This is a genomic window from Shewanella sp. BJSY2023SW001, assembly GCF_047314685.1.
GTDB lineage: Bacteria > Pseudomonadota > Gammaproteobacteria > Enterobacterales > Shewanellaceae > Shewanella > Shewanella indica.
In genome coordinates, this window is record NZ_JBKORF010000002.1 from 61,400 (window position 1) to 77,960 (window position 16,561).

Below are 16,561 nucleotides of genomic sequence, written 5' to 3' on the forward strand. Positions count from 1 at the left end.
ATGCAAGTACTCGTGATTGGTGGTGGTGGTCGTGAACATGCCCTGGCCTGGAAGGCAGCGCAATCTGCCGCCGTGGAAACCGTATTTGTTGCTCCGGGGAATGCCGGCACAGCGCTGGAGCCCAAGCTGGAAAACCTGGCGATAGAAGCCACGGATATCCCGGCGCTGCTGGCCTTTGCCAAGCAACAACAGATAGCCCTCACCATAGTCGGCCCAGAGGCCCCTCTGGTACTGGGAGTGGTCGATGCCTTCCGCGCCGAAGGCCTGAATATCTTTGGCCCCACAGAAGCGGCGGCGCAACTGGAAGGCTCCAAGGCCTTTACCAAAGACTTTCTTGCCCGCCACAGGATCCCAACCGCCGACTACCAGAACTTCACTGAAATTGCCCCGGCCAAGGCCTATGTCGCCGAGCTTGCCGGTCGCACTGGTTTCCCTGTGGTGATCAAGGCCGATGGCCTGGCCGCCGGGAAAGGGGTGATCATCGCCCAGGATCAAACCGAGGCCGATGCCGCCATCGACGATATGCTGGCAGGCAATAAGTTCGGCGAAGCCGGCTCCAGAGTGGTCGTTGAGGAGTTTCTGCGCGGCGAAGAAGCCAGCTTTATCGTGATGGTCGACGGCAACAATATTCTGCCTATGGCCACCAGCCAGGATCACAAGGCCCGTGACAACGCCGACAACGGCCCCAACACAGGCGGCATGGGTGCTTACTCCCCGGCGCCGGTTGTCACCCAAACAGTGCACGATTGGGTCATGGCCAATGTTATCCGGCCAACGGTTGACGGCATGGCCGCCGAAGGCAATGTCTACACCGGCTTCCTCTATGCCGGCTTGATGATTGCCGCCGATGGCAGCGCCAAGGTGCTGGAATACAACTGCCGCTTCGGCGACCCCGAGACTCAACCTATCATGATGCGCCTCAAGTCGGATCTGGTGGAGCTCTGCCTGGCCGCCTGCCGTGGTGAGCTGGACAAGGTCAGCGCCGAATATGATCAGCGCGCCGCCGTCGGTGTGGTCATGGCCGCCGGGGGTTATCCGGATGATTACCGCAAGGGTGATGTTATCGAAGGGCTGTCGCTCGGCAATAATGAAGCCAAGGTGTTCCACGCCGGTACCAAGATGGTCGATGGCCATGTAGTTACCAATGGCGGCCGGGTATTGTGCGCCACCGCGTTGGGCAACACAGTGACCGAGGCCCAGCAGGCCGCTTATGCCCTGGTGGATGAAGTCCATTGGGACGATGTCTACTTCAGAACCGACATAGGCTATCGCGCCATCGCCCGCGAGCAGGCATAACGGCTTTCACTCAGTAAACCAGACTCAACAGTCAACAGAAAAGCCCGGAAAATTCCGGGCTTTTCTGTTTGAACCTCAGCTTAGCTCTTTGAGGGCTTAGTTCTCTGAAGGCATAGTTCCCTGAAGGCTTAGTTTTCTGAATGCTTAATCACTTTAAAGCAAGGTACTGGCCATCTTGCGGCGCAGGTAGGCTATCTGCTGCATATGGGGCAAGTCTTTAGGACAGTTGTCCTGACATCCCAGCAGGGTCATACAACCGAAAACCCCATCCTGATTGCCTATCACATGGTAGAAGTCCTCGGCGCTGCGGGCATCGCGGCTATCCAGCTCGAAGCGGGCGATTTTCATCATGCCGACGGCGCCGACAAAGGTGTCGCGCATCTGCTTGGTGGCGCAGGCCGAGACACAGACACCGCACTCCACACAGCGCTCCAGTTCATAGAGTCTGGCGGCTTCCTCCGGGTCCATCGGGGCTTCCAAATGGTGGATATCCTGCTGATCCGGCTTGGGGTGCAGCCACAGCTTGAGCCTTTCAGCCAGCTCACGCATAAACTTGCCTGTGTTGACCGACAGATCCCCTATCAGCTCAAAGCCTGGCAGCGGCATCAGGGTGATCAGTCCATCTGGATATTTGGCGGTCAAGGTGCGGCAAGCCAAGGTAGGAAAGCCGTTGATCACCATGGCGCAGCTGCCGCAAATCCCGGCGCGACAGACAAAGTCGAACTGCAACGATGGGTCCTGCTCCTCCCTGAGGCGATTGAGGGCGATAAATACCGTCATCCCCGGGGTTTCTTGCAGCTGATAGTCCACCATTTGTGGCTTGTCTCCCGCTTGCTGTGGGTCGTAACGGAAGATCCTGAAGGTTAAAGTGCGGCCACTCATGCGTTGTCATCTCCGGCAGGGTTAGGCTGAGAAGGGGTTGAAGTCTGTGGGTAAGCCAGGCGGTCGCTCAGGCGCTCGTTGCCGGGGCGCAGGCTTTCCGGCAGTTCGAACGGCATCAGCGCCCGCTGCTTGTCTTCAGCGCCGGCATCCGGCCCCAAAGACGCGAGAATGGCGGCAATCTCCTGCTCGCGTTTGGCGGTATCCGGATGGGCAATGGCATTGTCGGCACCATAGCCGCGATAACCGGGCGGCAGTTCCATCTGCATCACATCCAGCGCCTCGTAGCTGAGCACAGGCTCCAGCGCGTCGGCGTCCGGCCAACTGGCCAGGGTACGGCTGAGCCAGTCTTTGTCGTTACGCTGCGGGTAATCCTCGCGGGCATGGGCACCACGGCTCTCGGTGCGCGCCAGGGCGCCGCAGGCAACTGTCAGCGCCACCTTAAGCATACGCCTGACCCGTAGGGCCTCGACCAACTCGGGGTTGGCGTGGCGCTTCTTGCAGGTGACGACAATATTGCGCGAACGAGCCAGCAAATCCTTGAGTTCGGCCACCGCCTTTTCCAGCTCTGGGCCGTTACGGAAGATGCCGACATAGTCCATCATCACTCTTTGCATCAGGCGCTTGAGCTCAAACGGGCTCTCGCCCTGCTCCCGAGCCAGCAGCTCGTCTATTTCCTGGTTGAGCTCATCACGGAAACGCTGCACCAGCGCCGTATCCAGCACCAGCTCCTCCTGCTCGCAGAAGTCGGCCACATATTTACCTATGATCATGCCGCCGACCACGGTTTCCGCCAGCGAATTCCCGCCCAAACGGTTAAAGCCATGCATGTCCCAACAGGCCGCCTCACCGACACTGAACAGCCCCTTGAGCTGCGGGCTCTCTCCTGTGTGATTAGTGCGAATGCCGCCCATGGAATAGTGCTGGGTCGGCCGCACCGGGATCCACTCTTCAGCCGGATCTATGCCGAGGAAGTTTTCGCAGATCTCTTTGACTTCCCTCAGGTTGGTTTCCACATGCTTGCGCCCCAGCAGGGTGATATCCAGCCACAGATGAGGGCCATAGGGGCTGTCGACTCCCTTGCCCTTACGCATATGCTCTGTCATCCGCCGTGATACTACGTCACGGGAGGCCAGCTCTTTCTTTTCCGGCTCATAGTCAGGCATAAAGCGGTAGCCGTCTTTATCCCGCAGCAAGCCACCGTCTCCACGGCAGCCCTCTGTGGTCAGAATGCCCACGGGCACTATGGCCGTGGGGTGGAACTGCACGGCTTCCATATTGCCAAGGGTCGCCACCCCGGTTTCCAGCGCCAGCGCCTGGCCTATCCCCTCACAGATCACCGCATTGGTGGACACCTCATAGATACGGCCATAGCCGCCTGTGGCTATGGTGGTGGCCCGGGCGATATAAGCCCTGAGTTCACCTGTGATCAAACAGCGGGCAATAACCCCATGGCAGCGGCTGCCGTCGTGGATGAGTTTCAGCGCCTCGACCCGCTCATGCACCGGGATATCCATGGAGATCGCCTTGTTGTCCACCGCATACAGCAGCGAGTGGCCGGTACCATCGGCGGTGTAACAGGTGCGCCATTTCTTGGTACCGCCAAAGTCGCGGGCGTTGATCAGCCCGTGAGCCTCGGCGGCTTCTTCCAGAGTCACCTTTTCGGCATTGACCACCACTTGACGCGGCCCGGCAGTCACCCTGGTCCAGGGTACGCCCCAGTTGGCCAGCTCACGTACCGCCTTGGGAGCACAGTGGGCGAACATTCGCGCCACCTGCTGATCGCAGCCCCAGTCTGAGCCTTTGACCGTGTCCTGAAAATGCACATCTTCGCTGTCGCCCATGCCCTTGACGGTATTGCCGAGACTGGCCTGCATGCCGCCCTGGGCCGCGGCCGAGTGAGAACGCTTGGCAGGGATCAGCGACAGTACCAGGGTATCCAGGCCACGCTCTTTGGAAGCGATGGCTACCCGCAGCCCCGCCAATCCGGCGCCGACAACCAACGAATCCGTATAGATGAGTTTCACACACACTCCTTATGGGACGGCCCAATGCCGTTTGCCCGAAAGCTATCTGTTTGGGTTATCGATACTCAGCTCGCGTGGGGCCAAAAGGCCAGCAAGGACGCCAGACCTACGGCGATAAACGCCACACTGAGTATGGTTTTAATTTTTCTAAGGCGCGCCCGGCTGTTGAGATCCCGCGCTGCACCCCATTTCAATGCCACCCGGTACAGTCCTATGGCGGCATGTAACTCCACGGTCAGCAGCAGTGGCAGGTACAAGGCCCAGGCATACTGGTTCCAAATCCTGTCGGCCGAGCCCTGTGGCCCTATGGTTTCCGGGGCCGAACCCACCAACCAAAGATGCACAGGAAGCAACAGCAAAATCACCACTCCGGTCGCGGCCTGCCACACCCACAAGCGGGTATCGCCATGATCAATTTGCACTAGTTGCTGTTTCAGAACTTTTTGCTGCCGGAGCGATAGAGGCAACTTGTGCAAAGCCACCAGCACATGCAGCAACGCCAACCCGGCAACGGCTATGGCTATCAGGCTCACCACCCAGGGATAGCCGTGGCCATCGTCACTGAGAAAACTCAGCTCCATGTTACGGGCCACCCATTCCATTGCCGGCGCCCCCAGCAATATTGAAGACACCAGCAACAGGTGAGTCCACAAAAACAGCGCCAACAACACGCCTGAAGCACTCTGCCCCAGATCCAACCAGCCGCCCCAGCGCTCATTCAGTCGTATCATCCATATTCTCCCTGTCATCCAATGGCTTAACCGCTTAAAGATAGTCAAACCAATGTGGATCACAAAGGGCGAACGAACCCTGAGGCAGATCAAACTTCTGCCGGTTAATTTACCTTTAACTGATATTGAGTTAACCGGGAACGAACGGCTGCAACGGCAGGCTCAGCTCATTGCCTAGCAGCATATAGGTCACCAAACTGCCTAAACCAAGCACAATAAGGTATACAATCAATAGCTTGGCTATTTTTCTCAGGCCTGTGCGGTTAAAGCTGAGGCCCCATTTCACCGCCACCCGATACAGGCCTATCATGGCGTGGATCACCACCGCAGGCAGCAGCAGGATATACAGCAGCCAGGTGTTGTCGTGCCAGACCCGGTAGGCCGACATATTGGGGCCGATTTCCGGATTGGCTATCATGGTGACCAGGTGCATGGGCACCAGGAAGAACAGGATAAAGCCGGTAGCCAACTGCCAGAACCAGGCGTGGCTGTCGCGGTGTTTGATCAGATGCAGATGGCTGCGCAGCGCCCGCCATTGGCCAAGCTGCGCCGGAAAGCGCCTGAGCGCCATAGCAGCATGCAGTATCACCACCAGCAGAATGAACACAGAGAAGAGTTGCGTCAGCAGTGGGTAACCGTGACCACTGGCACTGAACCAACCGCCTTCCAGCACCTGCACTACCTTATAGAAAGCCTCTTTACCCAGCATGATGCTGGATTCGAAGTGAAGATGCGCCAACAGAAACATGCCCAGCAAAATGCCGCTGGCACTCTGCAGGCGATCGGCTCTGGCCGACCAGTGGTGGCTGTTGGCATGACCGAGCCAGCGCTCGGGGATGTGATATTTTGTCAGCATGTTTTTTGGGTACAGATCCTTGGGATCTACAACATAACTCACAGCCAAACTGCGCCAACAACCAAGGAGTCTGAATGTGACCTGCCTCAATCGAAAGTGGGGGATTATCTGATCATGCTCACAAATAAACCACTTACAGCAAAACAGAGGTAATACCAATTAACCAATATAAATCAAACGTTTATTTGAAATTTTGAAACAAAAAAGACAGATAATTACCGTAAATTGCGCCACTGATGGGCCAAAGCTGAAACCGGGTTTCACTCCGTCTTATTTACCCCGGCGTGCTGGCAAGGCCGGCAACCTATGGCTTACAATAGCGCTTTATTGTCCCCCACGAGAGAAGATTCCATGCCCTGGATCCAGTTACGCATCCACAGCAGCAGCGAGCACGCCGAAGCGCTCAGCGACCTGTTGCTGGAGGAAGGCAGTGTTTCCATCACCTTTGAAGATGGTAAAGATACACCGATTTTTGAGCCCAAACTGGGAGAAACCCCACTTTGGGCCGACACTGTGGTGGTCGCTCTGTTCGATGCCGGCACAGATCTGACTCCCACAGTCGAGATGCTCAAGCAACAACCCTTCCTCGAAGGCAAGCTGAACTACAAGATAGAGCAGATAGAAGATAAAGACTGGGTCCGCGAATGGATGGACAGCTTCCACCCCATTCAGTTCGGCAAGCGTCTGTGGATCTGTCCCAGCTGGCGTGAAATCCCAGAGCCAGAAGCCGTCAACGTGATCCTGGATCCCGGCCTGGCCTTTGGTACAGGCACACATCCCACAACGGCCCTGTGCCTGGAGTGGCTCGATGGCCTGGAGCTGCAAGGTAAACAGCTGGTCGACTTCGGCTGCGGTTCCGGCATTCTGGCGGTCGCCGGTCTCAAGCTGGGCGCAACCAACGCCATAGGCATAGACATAGACTACCAGGCGATAGACGCCTCCCGTGATAATGCCAAGCGCAACGGCGTGGATGACAGACTCAGCCTCTACCTGCCTGAAGATCAACCCAAAGATATTCAGGCCGATGTGTTGGTTGCCAATATTCTGGCAGGACCGCTGCGGGAACTGGCCCCCCTAATCGCCGAGTTGGTTCGTCCGGGTGGCAAATTGGCGCTGTCCGGCTTACTGCAGGAACAAGCCGAAGAGATCCGCGAATTTTACGCTCAATGGTTCGAGATGGACGAAGCGGTTCACAAAGAAGATTGGAGCCGCTTGACAGGAGTGCGCAAATAGCGTTAAAGACGGCGCCAGAGCGCACTGGCGCTGACTTCCAACCAATCAAAAGTCAAGTAAAAAAGTTTTGCTCAGGTCATTTATTGACCTTTTCACCGCTGGCAAAAAGGCGTACTATAGCGCCCCTTTGAAGAGCAAGGTGAAACAGTAAAATGCAGATTGGACCCTATCAACTGAAGAATCAGCTGATCGTGGCACCAATGGCAGGTGTCACCGATCAGGCCTTCCGCAATCTCTGTATCCGTTATGGCGCAGCCATGGCAGTGTCAGAGATGCTTTCGTCCAATCCCGACCTTTGGGACACAGACAAGAGCCGCCAGAGAATGACGCACTCGGGTGAAGAAGGCATACGCTCAGTACAAATTGCCGGGGCTGACCCCGATAATATGGCTTGGGCCGCCCGCTACAATGTGGAGCAAGGCGCCCAAATCATAGATATCAACATGGGTTGTCCGGCAAAAAAAGTGAATAAAAAGCTCGCGGGTTCTGCCCTGCTACAATCGCCGGAACTGGTAAAGAAAATACTGGATGCCGTGGTTGCCGCAGTGGATGTGCCGGTAACGCTGAAGATTCGCACGGGCTGGGCCCCAGAACACAGAAATGGTGTTCAAATCGCCCGGATTGCCGAAGATAGTGGCATTACGGCGCTCGCGGTTCATGGCCGCACCCGCCAATGCATGTACAAGGGTCATGCCGAGTACGACACCATCAAGGCGATCAAACAGAATGTCTCGATTCCTGTTGTCGCCAACGGGGACATCGATAGTCCGGAGAAGGCGCGTTTCGTGCTGGATTACACAGGTGTCGATGCCCTGATGATAGGACGGGGTGCCCAGGGAAGGCCTTGGATTTTCAGAGAGATCCAGCATTACCTGGACACAGGTAGCAAGCTAGCGCCCATTGGGATGGCAGAGCAGCGTCAAGTGATGCTGGAACACCTAACCAAACTGTATGATTTATATGGGGAAGTAAAGGGCGTCCGCTTCGCCAGAAAACATATGGGATGGTACCTGGACCAGGAAGAACAGCGCCAGTTCCGTGCCGACTTTAACCGGCTGGAAACCGCTGCAGAACAATGTTCCATGGTGGAACGTTTTTTTGATGAATGTGTACTAGATAAATAAAGAGCAGAATACGAATGTTTGATCAGACAACTCACACAGAAGCTCATCAGCTTACCGTAGGCAAAATCGAAACCGCTAACGGCACCATCAAGCCCCAGTTACTGCGCGACGCTGTAAAGCGCGCTGTCAGCAACTTCTTCGCTCAGTTGGACGGTCAAGAAGCTCAGGAAGTTTATGAAATGGTGCTATGCGAAGTTGAAGCACCTCTGCTTGATATCATTATGCAGCACACTCGTGGCAACCAGACCCGCGCCGCCAATATGCTGGGCATCAACCGCGGCACACTGCGCAAGAAGCTGAAAAAATACGGCATGAACTAATCCATAAGGATTAAGAGCTTGTATTAAAAGAGAAAGCCAGTCACTACGACTGGCTTTTTTGCTTCTAGTTATACACCGAGTTACACACGCTCCTAGCTGGAGCAATCAGGGCCAGCTAGAAACTATGCAGTAGCTGGATGCTAACGACCGCTTCGATAACGAATGATCAAGGGAACCAGCGGGTAATCGAGAATAAATACAGTATGAAACTGTATTTATTCTCCCCACAAAGGCACAACCATAGTCGCTATTTGATGCCGGTAGAGATAGGCACAATCCCCACTCTCAGGCCAAAGGGTTTAAACAATCGGTCGAGAATATCAGTCTTATAGCTACCCCGATCGTTCTCAACGTCAGAGAGGGTCTTGCGTGACACTTTAGCCAAATTTGCATACTCCTCTTGGGTTAGACCTAAAACCTCAATACGTAAAGTTTTAAGAGCTTGCCCTTGAGTAAGTTCTCCGCGTAATAGCCTTTGGGTAACGCCTTCGATGGCCTTACGTCTCTCAACAGTACTCACCCTCCCGCTATGCTTGGAAGCGCGTTGGGGAGAAGGAGTTTGCTTTGCATGAGTCTCTTCAGCGCCTAGTGAGAGCCGGCGTTTTGACGCTTCAATTGCAACGTCACCAGCTTGCCGACGATTAGCTCTAAGACGAGCAATAGCCTCTTTAGCAGACTCAAGGGTAGATGTTTTATCACTCATACCAATCCCCACCTTGTTAGCTTGTCTTCGATATAAGTAAAGCCAATCGCAGGCATATCGATAATCCGTTCCGGTACACCACGCGCAATTAAGCGCTGCTTCAAGTTATGACATTGCCGGGCGGTAAGCTTTAATGCTGCCATTAACTCTTGAGCAGGCACCAAATCGGCCAACGAATCGGCAATACCTTGAAAGTCATACTCACCCCCAACTTCGAGCGGTGCTTGCCACTTTGTGGTTCTGGCCACCCCTTCAGGATCAGCCTTCATTGGTGCAAAATCATAGATAGGGGCAAGCTTTATCCAACCATCACCTTTAAGAAATGCGGTATTACGCCCGTGGTTATCACTGTTACCAAATAGGATATTGAGTAAGTCTCTCTGAACCCACTCAAGCACAAAAGCCTGAATATCAAACTGATAACCTTGCTCTAAGACCATATGGCTATGAGTGATCTTGTGGACAAGCCTTCTTATGGTTTGCCCATGATCTAAGCTAACTCCGGCAGCTTTACCCAGTATCGAGTAAACCGATTCCATCGCGTAACGCTGCTGGCGGAGTTCATTGAAATAAATATCAAAACGCGGCAGCCACAATGATGTCATCGAGGAAACAAAGCCACCCCGGCTCATCAAAAAACAGGCTGACAGGGTGGTTTATCGAAACGGCATGCATGTCGTCTTTATTGAGTTCTGCCAAGGCATAATCTTGCTCGTAATCTAATGAGGTAAGCCGATAATGACCTTGTTCGCTGTTTGGAAAAGAGAGCTTTGCAATATCTAGCATTGGCTATTGATAAAAGCCTGAATGGTTAAATGTTCCATGAGCGCTCCCAAAGAAATTATGAGTATCAAAATACTCATTAAATCCCAAAAAGACAACTAATGAGTAACTAATTACTCAAACTCTACTTTAGCCTAGAAGATATACCAAGCTTTTATAAGCAATAAACAACAGTAAGCTTACATCAATAGACAAATGCCATTAAGCGATGCCCGATACCCTTCCCATGAGGCGGGTGCGGTAGTCCCACTCTCAAACCAAGAACCATCAGCATTGAGCACAGTCTCTGTGCTTGTCCTGCCCCTCTTCCTGCCCCTCTGGCCCCCCCCCCAAGCTGCCATTCGGTTTCATTCCTGACTTCACAATTTGCTGCAACTTATTTTGGTATAAGTGAAAAATCAGGCTACTTTTATACCATTCTGCTTAGATATTGACTTAATTCCGATTAGTGCCAACTTCTATCAGGAAGATTATTATTTAACTTCAAACTAAAAGACTAAAATATGAAACCTTACCAAGCGATAGATTGTGGCCACTATGATTACCTGGAGTTGGCCTGTATTCGCGGTTATCCGCTGAAAATAGAACTGCTACAAGGCGAGATACTACATGGCAAGGCACTGATCACCGAGACCCGTCCCGACAAGAGCGAGTGGCTACTGGTACAAACGACCACCAGCAACCGCGCCATTCGTATGGATCAGTTGCTGGCAATCACTCCTGAGCTTGAAGGGGCTGAATTTGGCCGGGTGCTGATTGCCTCGGCCGGCAGTGAGATTTAAATCGCCGCGATAACTGAAATTTCCACCAGATACTCGGGCTCGGCAATCGCGGCCTCCACACAAGCTCTGGCCGGTGCATGCCCTGCCGGTAACCAGGCATCCCAGATGGCATTCATGGCATCATAATCACTCATCTGTTTCAGGTAGATAGTCGCTGAAAGGATCCGTTCACGACCGCTGCCTGCCCGCTTGAGCAGCTCATCCACTTCCTCGAGCATGGTCCGGGTTTGTTGCTGAATATCGGCGAACTTATCCTTGGCAACCTGACCACAAAGATAAACCGTGTTGTTGTGGATCACTATGCTGCTCATGCGTGGATTGGTATCGATACGTTGAATTGTCATCGGCTAGTTCCGGGGCGAAAATTATTATTTTATCCGGCAAAAGCTCACTTGGGACAGCCGGGATTCAGATAAGTGAAAAAAACTATCAAACAACCAATTTTATCGCATATTTTTTGGACACTTGGAGATAAGAGCTATTCCTTAAGCCAGTGGCACTGATAGAATCAATATCTCATTCGCCCAACTATTTAAGGACTCCTGTATGAGCCTAGAATTACTGTCCAAACTGGAGACCAAAATCCAGGCTGCGCTCGAAAATATTGAGCTTCTGAAAATGGAGCTGGAAGAAGAAAAGCAGAAAAATGCTCATCTGATAGAGCAAAACCAACAACTTCAGCAAGATCTCAACTCGTGGAACGAGAAAGTTACCGGCCTTGTTGGTCTGCTCAACGACGAAGTCAACTGAATCTAAACGGTTTTAGCTTGACTATTCTGAGTTTCAATGAGTTCGTTCAATTCCATGATAGCCTGCTTTACCTTTGGCAGGCTTTTTCTCGGCAGCAAAAAGCGCCCCTTATCAAACTCTAATCTTCCCAGATCTTTCACCCAGACGGCGCCGGTCAAGAATATCCTTACGTGTTTGACAATCAGCTTGGGAGCATAGACAGGAAATACACGCACGAGAAACCTCCTTTAGTTGATTTCCGATCCCGAAGTTTTGACCTCCTAACCCGGCAGAAGGTTTCATCTCAATTCAGTAAAATGATCCAAAAGTCGTAAGTAGGAGTCTTTGTTATAAAAATTCTCCTGTTATACATCTATACCCGGCAAACGAAGTCAAAAATCCAGCGCTTGCCAATTTTTTGACGCACTGTTAAAGTAATGCCGTTACTCAGGGTAAAAACTGAGCCTTATGGCTCTAATCCGTACTTCTTGCGACCAAGGAGTACGGTTTTTTTTTGGGGTTTCGACCAGTATTTCCGGGTAACAAAAAAGGGCCATGTCGGCCCCTTTTTTGTATCTATATACCGAATTACTTCAACTGAGTCAGGTAGATAGCAATATCCAGCATCTCGTCATAAGACTTGATGGCACCAGTTTCAACCCGATACTTACCATTGACTACCAGCGCAGGCACACCTGAGATCTTGGCGTTTTCTGTATTGCGCTTCATGTTGGCCATCATGCTGTTGACCATAAAAGAGTTGGCCGCAGAATCAAACTGCTTGGGATCTACACCATTGGCCACAAAGAGCGCCTTGACGTCATCACGATTGGTGAAGTGTTGCTTCTTGTCCTGGATCGCACTGAACATGGCGTGATTAATCTTGTCGGACACCTTCAGCACTTCGGCAGTAGCGAAAGCACGGGACATCTCCACACCCATCTCGCGACCGATAAAGTCGACATGGTTTTGCTCAAAAGCGACTCCTTCGGGCAAACGCGCCTTCAACTTGGGGATCACGTTCTTTTCAAAGTTATAGCAATGGGGGCAGTAAAAAGAGAAAAACTCTGTAATTTCAGGCTTGGCGGAGGCGGGGCCTTCACTAACCACAGTATAATGCACGCCTTCTTTGTACTGGGCCGCTGTGGCCGCCAGAGGAAGCAGCAAAAATGCCGCTGCCAACATCAGGATTTTCTTCATTGGAGTTCCTTGTTTATTAAAATTTCAGCCAACACTGCTGGAGTGGCTGAATAACATAATCTTCTTTTTGAGTCGAACTCAAGCCCTGAGTTCCCTTTTTGTTAAATCCAAGCCTCTGCAGGTATCACCTTTGGGTCTCAGTACCACTCAATAGGGGATAAGACTCAGTGGCGCTTCATCCAGACGCTGCCGTTGTTCTTTGAAGGCCTGCAACTGCTGTCGCCAGTATTCTTCGGTCGCAAACCAGGGAAAGTGACGCGGAAACGCGGGGTCATCCCAGCGCTTGGCCAGCCAGGCGTTGTAATGCAGCATCCGCAGTGCTCTGAGTGGCTCTATCAACTGCAGCTCTTTGGTATCGAAGTTGGAGAAAGCCTCGTAGGCTTCCAGTAAGACTTCCAACTGCAGCGTTTGCTGTTGCCTGTCACCGGATAACATCATCCACAGGTCCTGCACTGCAGGGCCGTTGCAGGCATCGTCGAGATCGACAAACCCGGGGCCATTGGGGGTCCAGAGAATATTGCCGGGATGCAGATCGCCATGCAGGCGCATACTCTGGTATGCAATACTCTGCCAGCGCAACTGCAGCTCAGAGAAAAGGCTGAACGCCGCCTCTAGCAACTGATCCCGCAACGCGTTCGGAAGCAGCTCTGTATGCTGCAATTGCTCCAGCGCCGGAGCCCCCAGGGTTGTCGGTGTCAGATTCAGGCGCTGCTTGAACAGGCTGCCACGGGAATACTGGTGCAAACGGCCGATAAACTGGCCCGCCCCCTCTATCTGATCCAGGTTGTCCACCTCGAAGCTGCGACCGCCTATGGAAGGAAACAGCGCAAAACGCCACTCTTTGAAGTGATGCAGACTGCGGCCATTGAGCACCACAGGAGCGGCAATAGGGATCTCGGCTTCGGCCAGCTCGAACGTAAATTCATGCTCTTCCAAAATCTGGGCATCGGTCCAACGCTCGGGGCGATAGAACTTAACCACATACCTCTGGCCGCGATCGCAACGAAACTGATAGACCCGGTTTTCATAGCTGTTAAGTGGCGTTAGCCCCGTCTCCGGATAAATCGCCAGACTTTCGATAGCATCCAAAATCAGTTCAGGGGAAAGATCCCGATAATGAAACGCCGCCGTGGCCTGCTTTTCTGTCATGCCTGTGACTCCAGTAGATGTTTCAGGTATACCAACACTTCCCAGTCTTGTTCACTCTGGCAGCTCAACCAGCACACCTCACCGTAGAACTCATAGTTGAGCCACAAAAGGCTGCCTTCAAAATCCAGCAACCATTGGTGACGATCTGCCCCCCATTGCCGCTCCAGCACCTTGGCATCAAGTGCCCGGCATAAAGGATCGGCAAAGCTGTCGAAGGCTTCAAACTCGACCCCGGCCGTCATCGACAGGGTTTTATGCTCTGAATCCAAGCTAAGATTTTGATACTGCATCTTTTAATCCTATTTCTTAACTGCTGCAGGACATGATCAACCCCTGCCCCCAATCCGGTGGTCGCTTGGCGAACTCCTGCATCTCAGGCTGCTCATCGAACGGACGCCTAAGGAGCTGGTACAACTGCTCAAGCGGCTGGCTATTGCCCTCCTCTTCGATGGCAATGATCGCTTCCTGAGCCAGATAGTTGCGCAAGATATATTTGGGGTTATGGGCCCGGCGCTCGGCCTGCCACTGTTCAAGTCCCTGACGAGTATCGATACGGCGCCGGTACTCGGGCAGCCAGTCATCCCAGCCCTGACGATTGATAAAATCATCCCTCAGACTGCTGTTTTCTGCCTTGGGATCAAGCTCGCCGAAGCGGCGCAGGCTCTGGGTATAGTCCAAGGCGTTTTGTTCCAACAAGCCGGTAAAGGCGCCGATAAGCGCCAGGTCCTTGTTGTCCTGCTCCAGCCGGGCATCAAGGCTTAAATCTTCAGCCAAGGGGGCCAACCCCAACTTGGCGCGCATCAAGCCAAGATATTGCTGCACCAATTCATGCTGATAAGTATTGAGCGCGGCTATCAAGTCATCGGAAGCCAGCACAGGCGTCAACGCCTGCGCCAAACGTTGCAGGTTCCACAAGCCGACGCCGGGTTGCTGACCAAAGGCATAACGCCCTTCGGGATCTGAATGGTTACAGATAAAGTCTTCCTTAAAGGTATCGAGGAAGGCGAAGGGGCCAAAGTCGAAGCTGTCGCCGAGAATCGACATATTGTCGGTATTCATCACCCCGTGGGCAAAGCCCACCGCTTGCCAGTGGGCGATCATGCGCGCAGTATCGCGCACCACCAGCGCAAACCAAGCCTTGTAGCCGTCATAGTCCAGGCTGAGTTGGGGGTAATGTTGGCTGAGGGTGAAATCGAGCAGCTGCTTGAGCTTGTCGGCCTGCCCTTTTTCGCTGTAACAGAAATACTCGAAGTGGCCAAAACGTATATGACTGCGGGCCAGGCGTACGGTAATGGCTCCTTTTTCCAGCGACTCGCGCCATACAGGCAGCTCAGAGCCGATCACCGCCAGCGCTCTGGTGGTGGGTACGCCCAAATGATACAGCGCCTCGGACACCAGAAACTCACGCACCGCCGAACGCATCACCGCCCGGCCATCACCGTGACGCGAGTATGGCGTGGGTCCCGCCCCCTTCAAGGCCAGATCCCAGGCACCTTCTGGCCCCAGAGCCTCACCGAGAATGATCGAACGGCCATCGCCCAACCTGGGGCTGTAGCCACCAAACTGGTGTCCGCTGTAAACCTGGGCATAATACTCGGCGCCCGGCATTCTCTGGTTGCCGGCGAGTTGCTGCAGCAAGGTTTCATTGGGACCAGCCAAGCCCAAAAGCGCCGCCGCATCATCACTCCAGGCCAACCAATGGGGCGAAGGTAGCCCAGAAGGCAATACCTGCTGGTAAAATCCCGCCAGGCGGGTGAAGTAATCCTGTTTAAATTTCATGTCCCTTAGGGGCCGTTAGTGTGCCATTGGTCACAGATTACCATATCCCTGTCGTCTAGACGGCAGTTGTGACCACACTCGAAACTGCCCTTGCCTTCATTGAGGTGTTGCATACCTCTGCCCTTGCCCTGACACTGCTGCAGAGTTTGATAGTAACCGGCTATGGCGTGGTAACGATCCAACGTCTCGGCCGTTTGCGGCTCGACGTCCGACTTATCTCTATTCGGCTGCTGTATATCCGTATCCGGATAGTAAAACAGAGTCCATTGCGGCTGCTTGCTGCAGGCTGCCAGCAGCAAAAGCGAAGTAAGTGCAACCCATAAAGTCGCTGGTTTCATTGCGGCTCTCCATCAATAAAAAAGCGAACCCGCAGGCTCGCTTAGCTTGGGAAGGAGTGACACGGCAGTTAACCCGGCCCTCCTTGCTTGATTCTACACATTGAATCGGCTTTTGTACTCAGGCAGAGGCTTTATCTCTGGCCTTTTCGATACGCTTGATACGACCTTCAAAGCCTGTCACTGTGCCATCTTGCAGCCCATATTCAATCGCCTTGTTGCACAGGGCAATGGCGGCATCGAAACGGCCGGCATCGCTGCACAGGGTAGAGAGTTGCATAAACCCTGTGCCCTTGAACTCGGCCTTGGGTGATTTGCTGAGTACTTTCTCCCGACTGGCGGCAAACAATGCACTATATGCGCCATCGTACTCTTGTCCCAACTGCAGATACTTGCTGTTTTTCCGCTGCTTGTAGCATTCGCCAATCACGGCCAGTAAAGCGTCATGTGCTTCGATGGCGCCTTCAGAGGCCTGATACTGTTCCATCGCCCGCTTGAGGGTGATATTGCCCCAACTGATATCCGGTGCAGCCGCCTTGGCTGGCTCTGGCTCTGGCTCTGGCTCTGGCTCTGGCTCTGGCTCTGGCTCTGGCTCTGGCTCTGGCTCTGGCTCTGGCTCTGGCTCTGGCTCTGGC

At 53.4% G+C, this 16,561-nt stretch carries 20 protein-coding genes and 1 pseudogene; 6 read left to right on the forward strand and 15 right to left on the reverse strand.

The features are described 5' to 3' along the window. Positions 1-1,296: a phosphoribosylamine--glycine ligase gene (gene purD, locus ACMHXH_RS00310; RefSeq protein ID WP_071476006.1), complete on the forward strand. Its 1,296-nt coding sequence runs from the start codon at positions 1-3 to the stop codon at positions 1,294-1,296. Between the two features lie 153 nt (positions 1,297-1,449). Here the strand turns inward: purD and ACMHXH_RS00315 are convergent, their stop codons facing one another. The 4 genes from ACMHXH_RS00315 to ACMHXH_RS00330 all read right to left on the reverse strand — a co-directional run bounded on the left by ACMHXH_RS00315 (position 1,450) and on the right by ACMHXH_RS00330 (position 5,789). Then, positions 1,450-2,178 carry a fumarate reductase iron-sulfur subunit gene (locus ACMHXH_RS00315; protein ID WP_028781383.1) on the reverse strand — a complete coding sequence of 243 codons (729 nt, stop codon included), beginning with the start codon at positions 2,176-2,178 and terminating at the stop codon, positions 1,450-1,452. Further along, positions 2,175-4,202: a fumarate reductase flavoprotein subunit gene (locus ACMHXH_RS00320; protein ID WP_100141828.1), complete on the reverse strand. Its 2,028-nt coding sequence runs from the start codon at positions 4,200-4,202 to the stop codon at positions 2,175-2,177. The genes ACMHXH_RS00315 and ACMHXH_RS00320 overlap by 4 nt, the downstream gene beginning before the upstream one ends. 65 nt (positions 4,203-4,267) lie before the next feature. After that, positions 4,268-4,933: a fumarate reductase cytochrome b subunit gene (locus ACMHXH_RS00325; protein WP_039035245.1), complete on the reverse strand. Its 666-nt coding sequence runs from the start codon at positions 4,931-4,933 to the stop codon at positions 4,268-4,270. A 130-nt stretch (positions 4,934-5,063) separates the two neighbouring features. Then, positions 5,064-5,789, reverse strand: a complete 726-nt coding sequence (locus ACMHXH_RS00330) for a fumarate reductase cytochrome b subunit (protein WP_025889945.1) — start codon at positions 5,787-5,789, stop codon at positions 5,064-5,066. A 351-nt stretch (positions 5,790-6,140) separates the two neighbouring features. On the opposite strand from ACMHXH_RS00330, the gene prmA reads away from it, so the two are divergent. The 3 genes from prmA (at position 6,141) to fis (ending at position 8,466) form a co-directional block, all read left to right on the forward strand. Next, positions 6,141-7,022 carry a 50S ribosomal protein L11 methyltransferase gene (gene prmA / locus ACMHXH_RS00335; protein ID WP_071476002.1) on the forward strand — a complete coding sequence of 294 codons (882 nt, stop codon included), beginning with the start codon at positions 6,141-6,143 and terminating at the stop codon, positions 7,020-7,022. A 152-nt stretch (positions 7,023-7,174) separates the two neighbouring features. After that, on the forward strand, positions 7,175-8,146 hold the full coding sequence (gene dusB / locus ACMHXH_RS00340) for a tRNA dihydrouridine synthase DusB (protein ID WP_039035247.1): 972 nt from the start codon (positions 7,175-7,177) through the stop codon (positions 8,144-8,146). Positions 8,147-8,160: 14 nt separating this feature from the next. Beyond that, the gene (gene fis / locus ACMHXH_RS00345) at positions 8,161-8,466 is read left to right on the forward strand and encodes a DNA-binding transcriptional regulator Fis (protein ID WP_025011339.1); all 306 of its coding nucleotides are present in this window, start codon (positions 8,161-8,163) and stop codon (positions 8,464-8,466) included. A 247-nt stretch (positions 8,467-8,713) separates the two neighbouring features. Here fis and ACMHXH_RS00350 read toward each other — a convergent pair whose 3' ends face one another. From ACMHXH_RS00350 to ACMHXH_RS00360, 3 genes are read right to left on the reverse strand one after another with little or no spacing between them, the layout of a single operon-like run. After that, positions 8,714-9,169: a helix-turn-helix transcriptional regulator gene (locus ACMHXH_RS00350; RefSeq protein ID WP_039035248.1), complete on the reverse strand. Its 456-nt coding sequence runs from the start codon at positions 9,167-9,169 to the stop codon at positions 8,714-8,716. Then, on the reverse strand, positions 9,166-9,774 hold the full coding sequence (locus tag ACMHXH_RS00355) for a HipA domain-containing protein (RefSeq protein ID WP_335912544.1): 609 nt from the start codon (positions 9,772-9,774) through the stop codon (positions 9,166-9,168). Before ACMHXH_RS00355 ends, ACMHXH_RS00350 begins: the two co-directional genes overlap by 4 nt. Further along, entirely contained in the window at positions 9,746-9,955 is a 210-nt protein-coding gene (locus ACMHXH_RS00360) for a hypothetical protein (protein WP_143078368.1), read from the reverse strand. The genes ACMHXH_RS00355 and ACMHXH_RS00360 overlap by 29 nt, the downstream gene beginning before the upstream one ends. A 500-nt stretch (positions 9,956-10,455) precedes the next feature. Between ACMHXH_RS00360 and ACMHXH_RS00365 the strand changes: the two genes are divergently transcribed. Continuing rightward, positions 10,456-10,734, forward strand: coding sequence for a Rho-binding antiterminator (locus ACMHXH_RS00365; protein ID WP_039035821.1), 279 nt, complete (start codon positions 10,456-10,458; stop codon positions 10,732-10,734). On the opposite strand, the gene ACMHXH_RS00370 is transcribed toward ACMHXH_RS00365, so the two are convergent. After that, positions 10,731-11,078 carry a RidA family protein gene (locus ACMHXH_RS00370; RefSeq protein WP_039035822.1) on the reverse strand — a complete coding sequence of 116 codons (348 nt, stop codon included), beginning with the start codon at positions 11,076-11,078 and terminating at the stop codon, positions 10,731-10,733. The genes ACMHXH_RS00365 and ACMHXH_RS00370 overlap by 4 nt on opposite strands. A 202-nt stretch (positions 11,079-11,280) precedes the next feature. Between ACMHXH_RS00370 and zapB the strand changes: the two genes are divergently transcribed. Beyond that, positions 11,281-11,484 (forward strand): cell division protein ZapB, encoded by a 204-nt coding sequence (zapB, locus tag ACMHXH_RS00375; RefSeq protein WP_025010851.1) that lies wholly within the window; start codon positions 11,281-11,283, stop codon positions 11,482-11,484. A gap of 2 nt (positions 11,485-11,486) precedes the next feature. Here zapB and ACMHXH_RS00380 read toward each other — a convergent pair whose 3' ends face one another. From ACMHXH_RS00380 to ACMHXH_RS00410, 7 genes and pseudogenes are all read right to left on the reverse strand, one after another. Next, the gene (locus tag ACMHXH_RS00380; RefSeq protein WP_025010850.1) at positions 11,487-11,699 is read right to left on the reverse strand and encodes a DUF1107 domain-containing protein; all 213 of its coding nucleotides are present in this window, start codon (positions 11,697-11,699) and stop codon (positions 11,487-11,489) included. Positions 11,700-12,051: 352 nt separating this feature from the next. Beyond that, positions 12,052-12,663 carry a thiol:disulfide interchange protein DsbA/DsbL gene (locus ACMHXH_RS00385; protein ID WP_071475646.1) on the reverse strand — a complete coding sequence of 204 codons (612 nt, stop codon included), beginning with the start codon at positions 12,661-12,663 and terminating at the stop codon, positions 12,052-12,054. Between the two features lie 147 nt (positions 12,664-12,810). Beyond that, positions 12,811-13,812, reverse strand: coding sequence for a serine/threonine protein kinase (locus ACMHXH_RS00390; protein ID WP_144362073.1), 1,002 nt, complete (start codon positions 13,810-13,812; stop codon positions 12,811-12,813). Further along, a complete protein-coding gene (locus ACMHXH_RS00395) occupies positions 13,809-14,054 on the reverse strand; it encodes a DUF3630 family protein (RefSeq protein ID WP_373297557.1) in 246 nt (81 codons plus the stop codon). Before ACMHXH_RS00395 ends, ACMHXH_RS00390 begins: the two co-directional genes overlap by 4 nt. A 64-nt stretch (positions 14,055-14,118) precedes the next feature. Then, positions 14,119-15,591, reverse strand: a complete 1,473-nt coding sequence (locus ACMHXH_RS00400; RefSeq protein WP_144362074.1) for a protein adenylyltransferase SelO — start codon at positions 15,589-15,591, stop codon at positions 14,119-14,121. Positions 15,592-15,596: 5 nt separating this feature from the next. After that, positions 15,597-15,929, reverse strand: coding sequence for a hypothetical protein (locus tag ACMHXH_RS00405; protein ID WP_039035827.1), 333 nt, complete (start codon positions 15,927-15,929; stop codon positions 15,597-15,599). A 118-nt stretch (positions 15,930-16,047) separates the two neighbouring features. Continuing rightward, positions 16,048-16,561, reverse strand: a pseudogene (locus tag ACMHXH_RS00410) (hypothetical protein); the annotation flags it as partial.

Bases quoted from the DNA above. Each gene is read 5' to 3' on its own strand.
- purD (WP_071476006.1), top strand. From the start codon at position 1: ATGCAAGTACTCGTGATTGGTGGTGGTGGTCGTGAACATGCCCTGGCC.
- ACMHXH_RS00315 (WP_028781383.1), bottom strand. From the start codon at position 2,178: ATGAGTGGCCGCACTTTAACCTTCAGGATCTTCCGTTACGACCCACAG.
- ACMHXH_RS00325 (WP_039035245.1), bottom strand. From the start codon at position 4,933: ATGATACGACTGAATGAGCGCTGGGGCGGCTGGTTGGATCTGGGGCAG.
- ACMHXH_RS00330 (WP_025889945.1), bottom strand. From the start codon at position 5,789: ATGCTGACAAAATATCACATCCCCGAGCGCTGGCTCGGTCATGCCAAC.
- prmA (WP_071476002.1), top strand. From the start codon at position 6,141: ATGCCCTGGATCCAGTTACGCATCCACAGCAGCAGCGAGCACGCCGAA.
- dusB (WP_039035247.1), top strand. From the start codon at position 7,175: ATGCAGATTGGACCCTATCAACTGAAGAATCAGCTGATCGTGGCACCA.
- fis (WP_025011339.1), top strand. From the start codon at position 8,161: ATGTTTGATCAGACAACTCACACAGAAGCTCATCAGCTTACCGTAGGC.
- ACMHXH_RS00350 (WP_039035248.1), bottom strand. From the start codon at position 9,169: ATGAGTGATAAAACATCTACCCTTGAGTCTGCTAAAGAGGCTATTGCT.
- ACMHXH_RS00355 (WP_335912544.1), bottom strand. From the start codon at position 9,774: ATGACATCATTGTGGCTGCCGCGTTTTGATATTTATTTCAATGAACTC.
- ACMHXH_RS00360 (WP_143078368.1), bottom strand. From the start codon at position 9,955: ATGCTAGATATTGCAAAGCTCTCTTTTCCAAACAGCGAACAAGGTCAT.
- ACMHXH_RS00365 (WP_039035821.1), top strand. From the start codon at position 10,456: ATGAAACCTTACCAAGCGATAGATTGTGGCCACTATGATTACCTGGAG.
- ACMHXH_RS00370 (WP_039035822.1), bottom strand. From the start codon at position 11,078: ATGACAATTCAACGTATCGATACCAATCCACGCATGAGCAGCATAGTG.
- zapB (WP_025010851.1), top strand. From the start codon at position 11,281: ATGAGCCTAGAATTACTGTCCAAACTGGAGACCAAAATCCAGGCTGCG.
- ACMHXH_RS00385 (WP_071475646.1), bottom strand. From the start codon at position 12,663: ATGAAGAAAATCCTGATGTTGGCAGCGGCATTTTTGCTGCTTCCTCTG.
- ACMHXH_RS00390 (WP_144362073.1), bottom strand. From the start codon at position 13,812: ATGACAGAAAAGCAGGCCACGGCGGCGTTTCATTATCGGGATCTTTCC.
- ACMHXH_RS00395 (WP_373297557.1), bottom strand. From the start codon at position 14,054: ATGACGGCCGGGGTCGAGTTTGAAGCCTTCGACAGCTTTGCCGATCCT.
- ACMHXH_RS00400 (WP_144362074.1), bottom strand. From the start codon at position 15,591: ATGAAATTTAAACAGGATTACTTCACCCGCCTGGCGGGATTTTACCAG.
- ACMHXH_RS00405 (WP_039035827.1), bottom strand. From the start codon at position 15,929: ATGAAACCAGCGACTTTATGGGTTGCACTTACTTCGCTTTTGCTGCTG.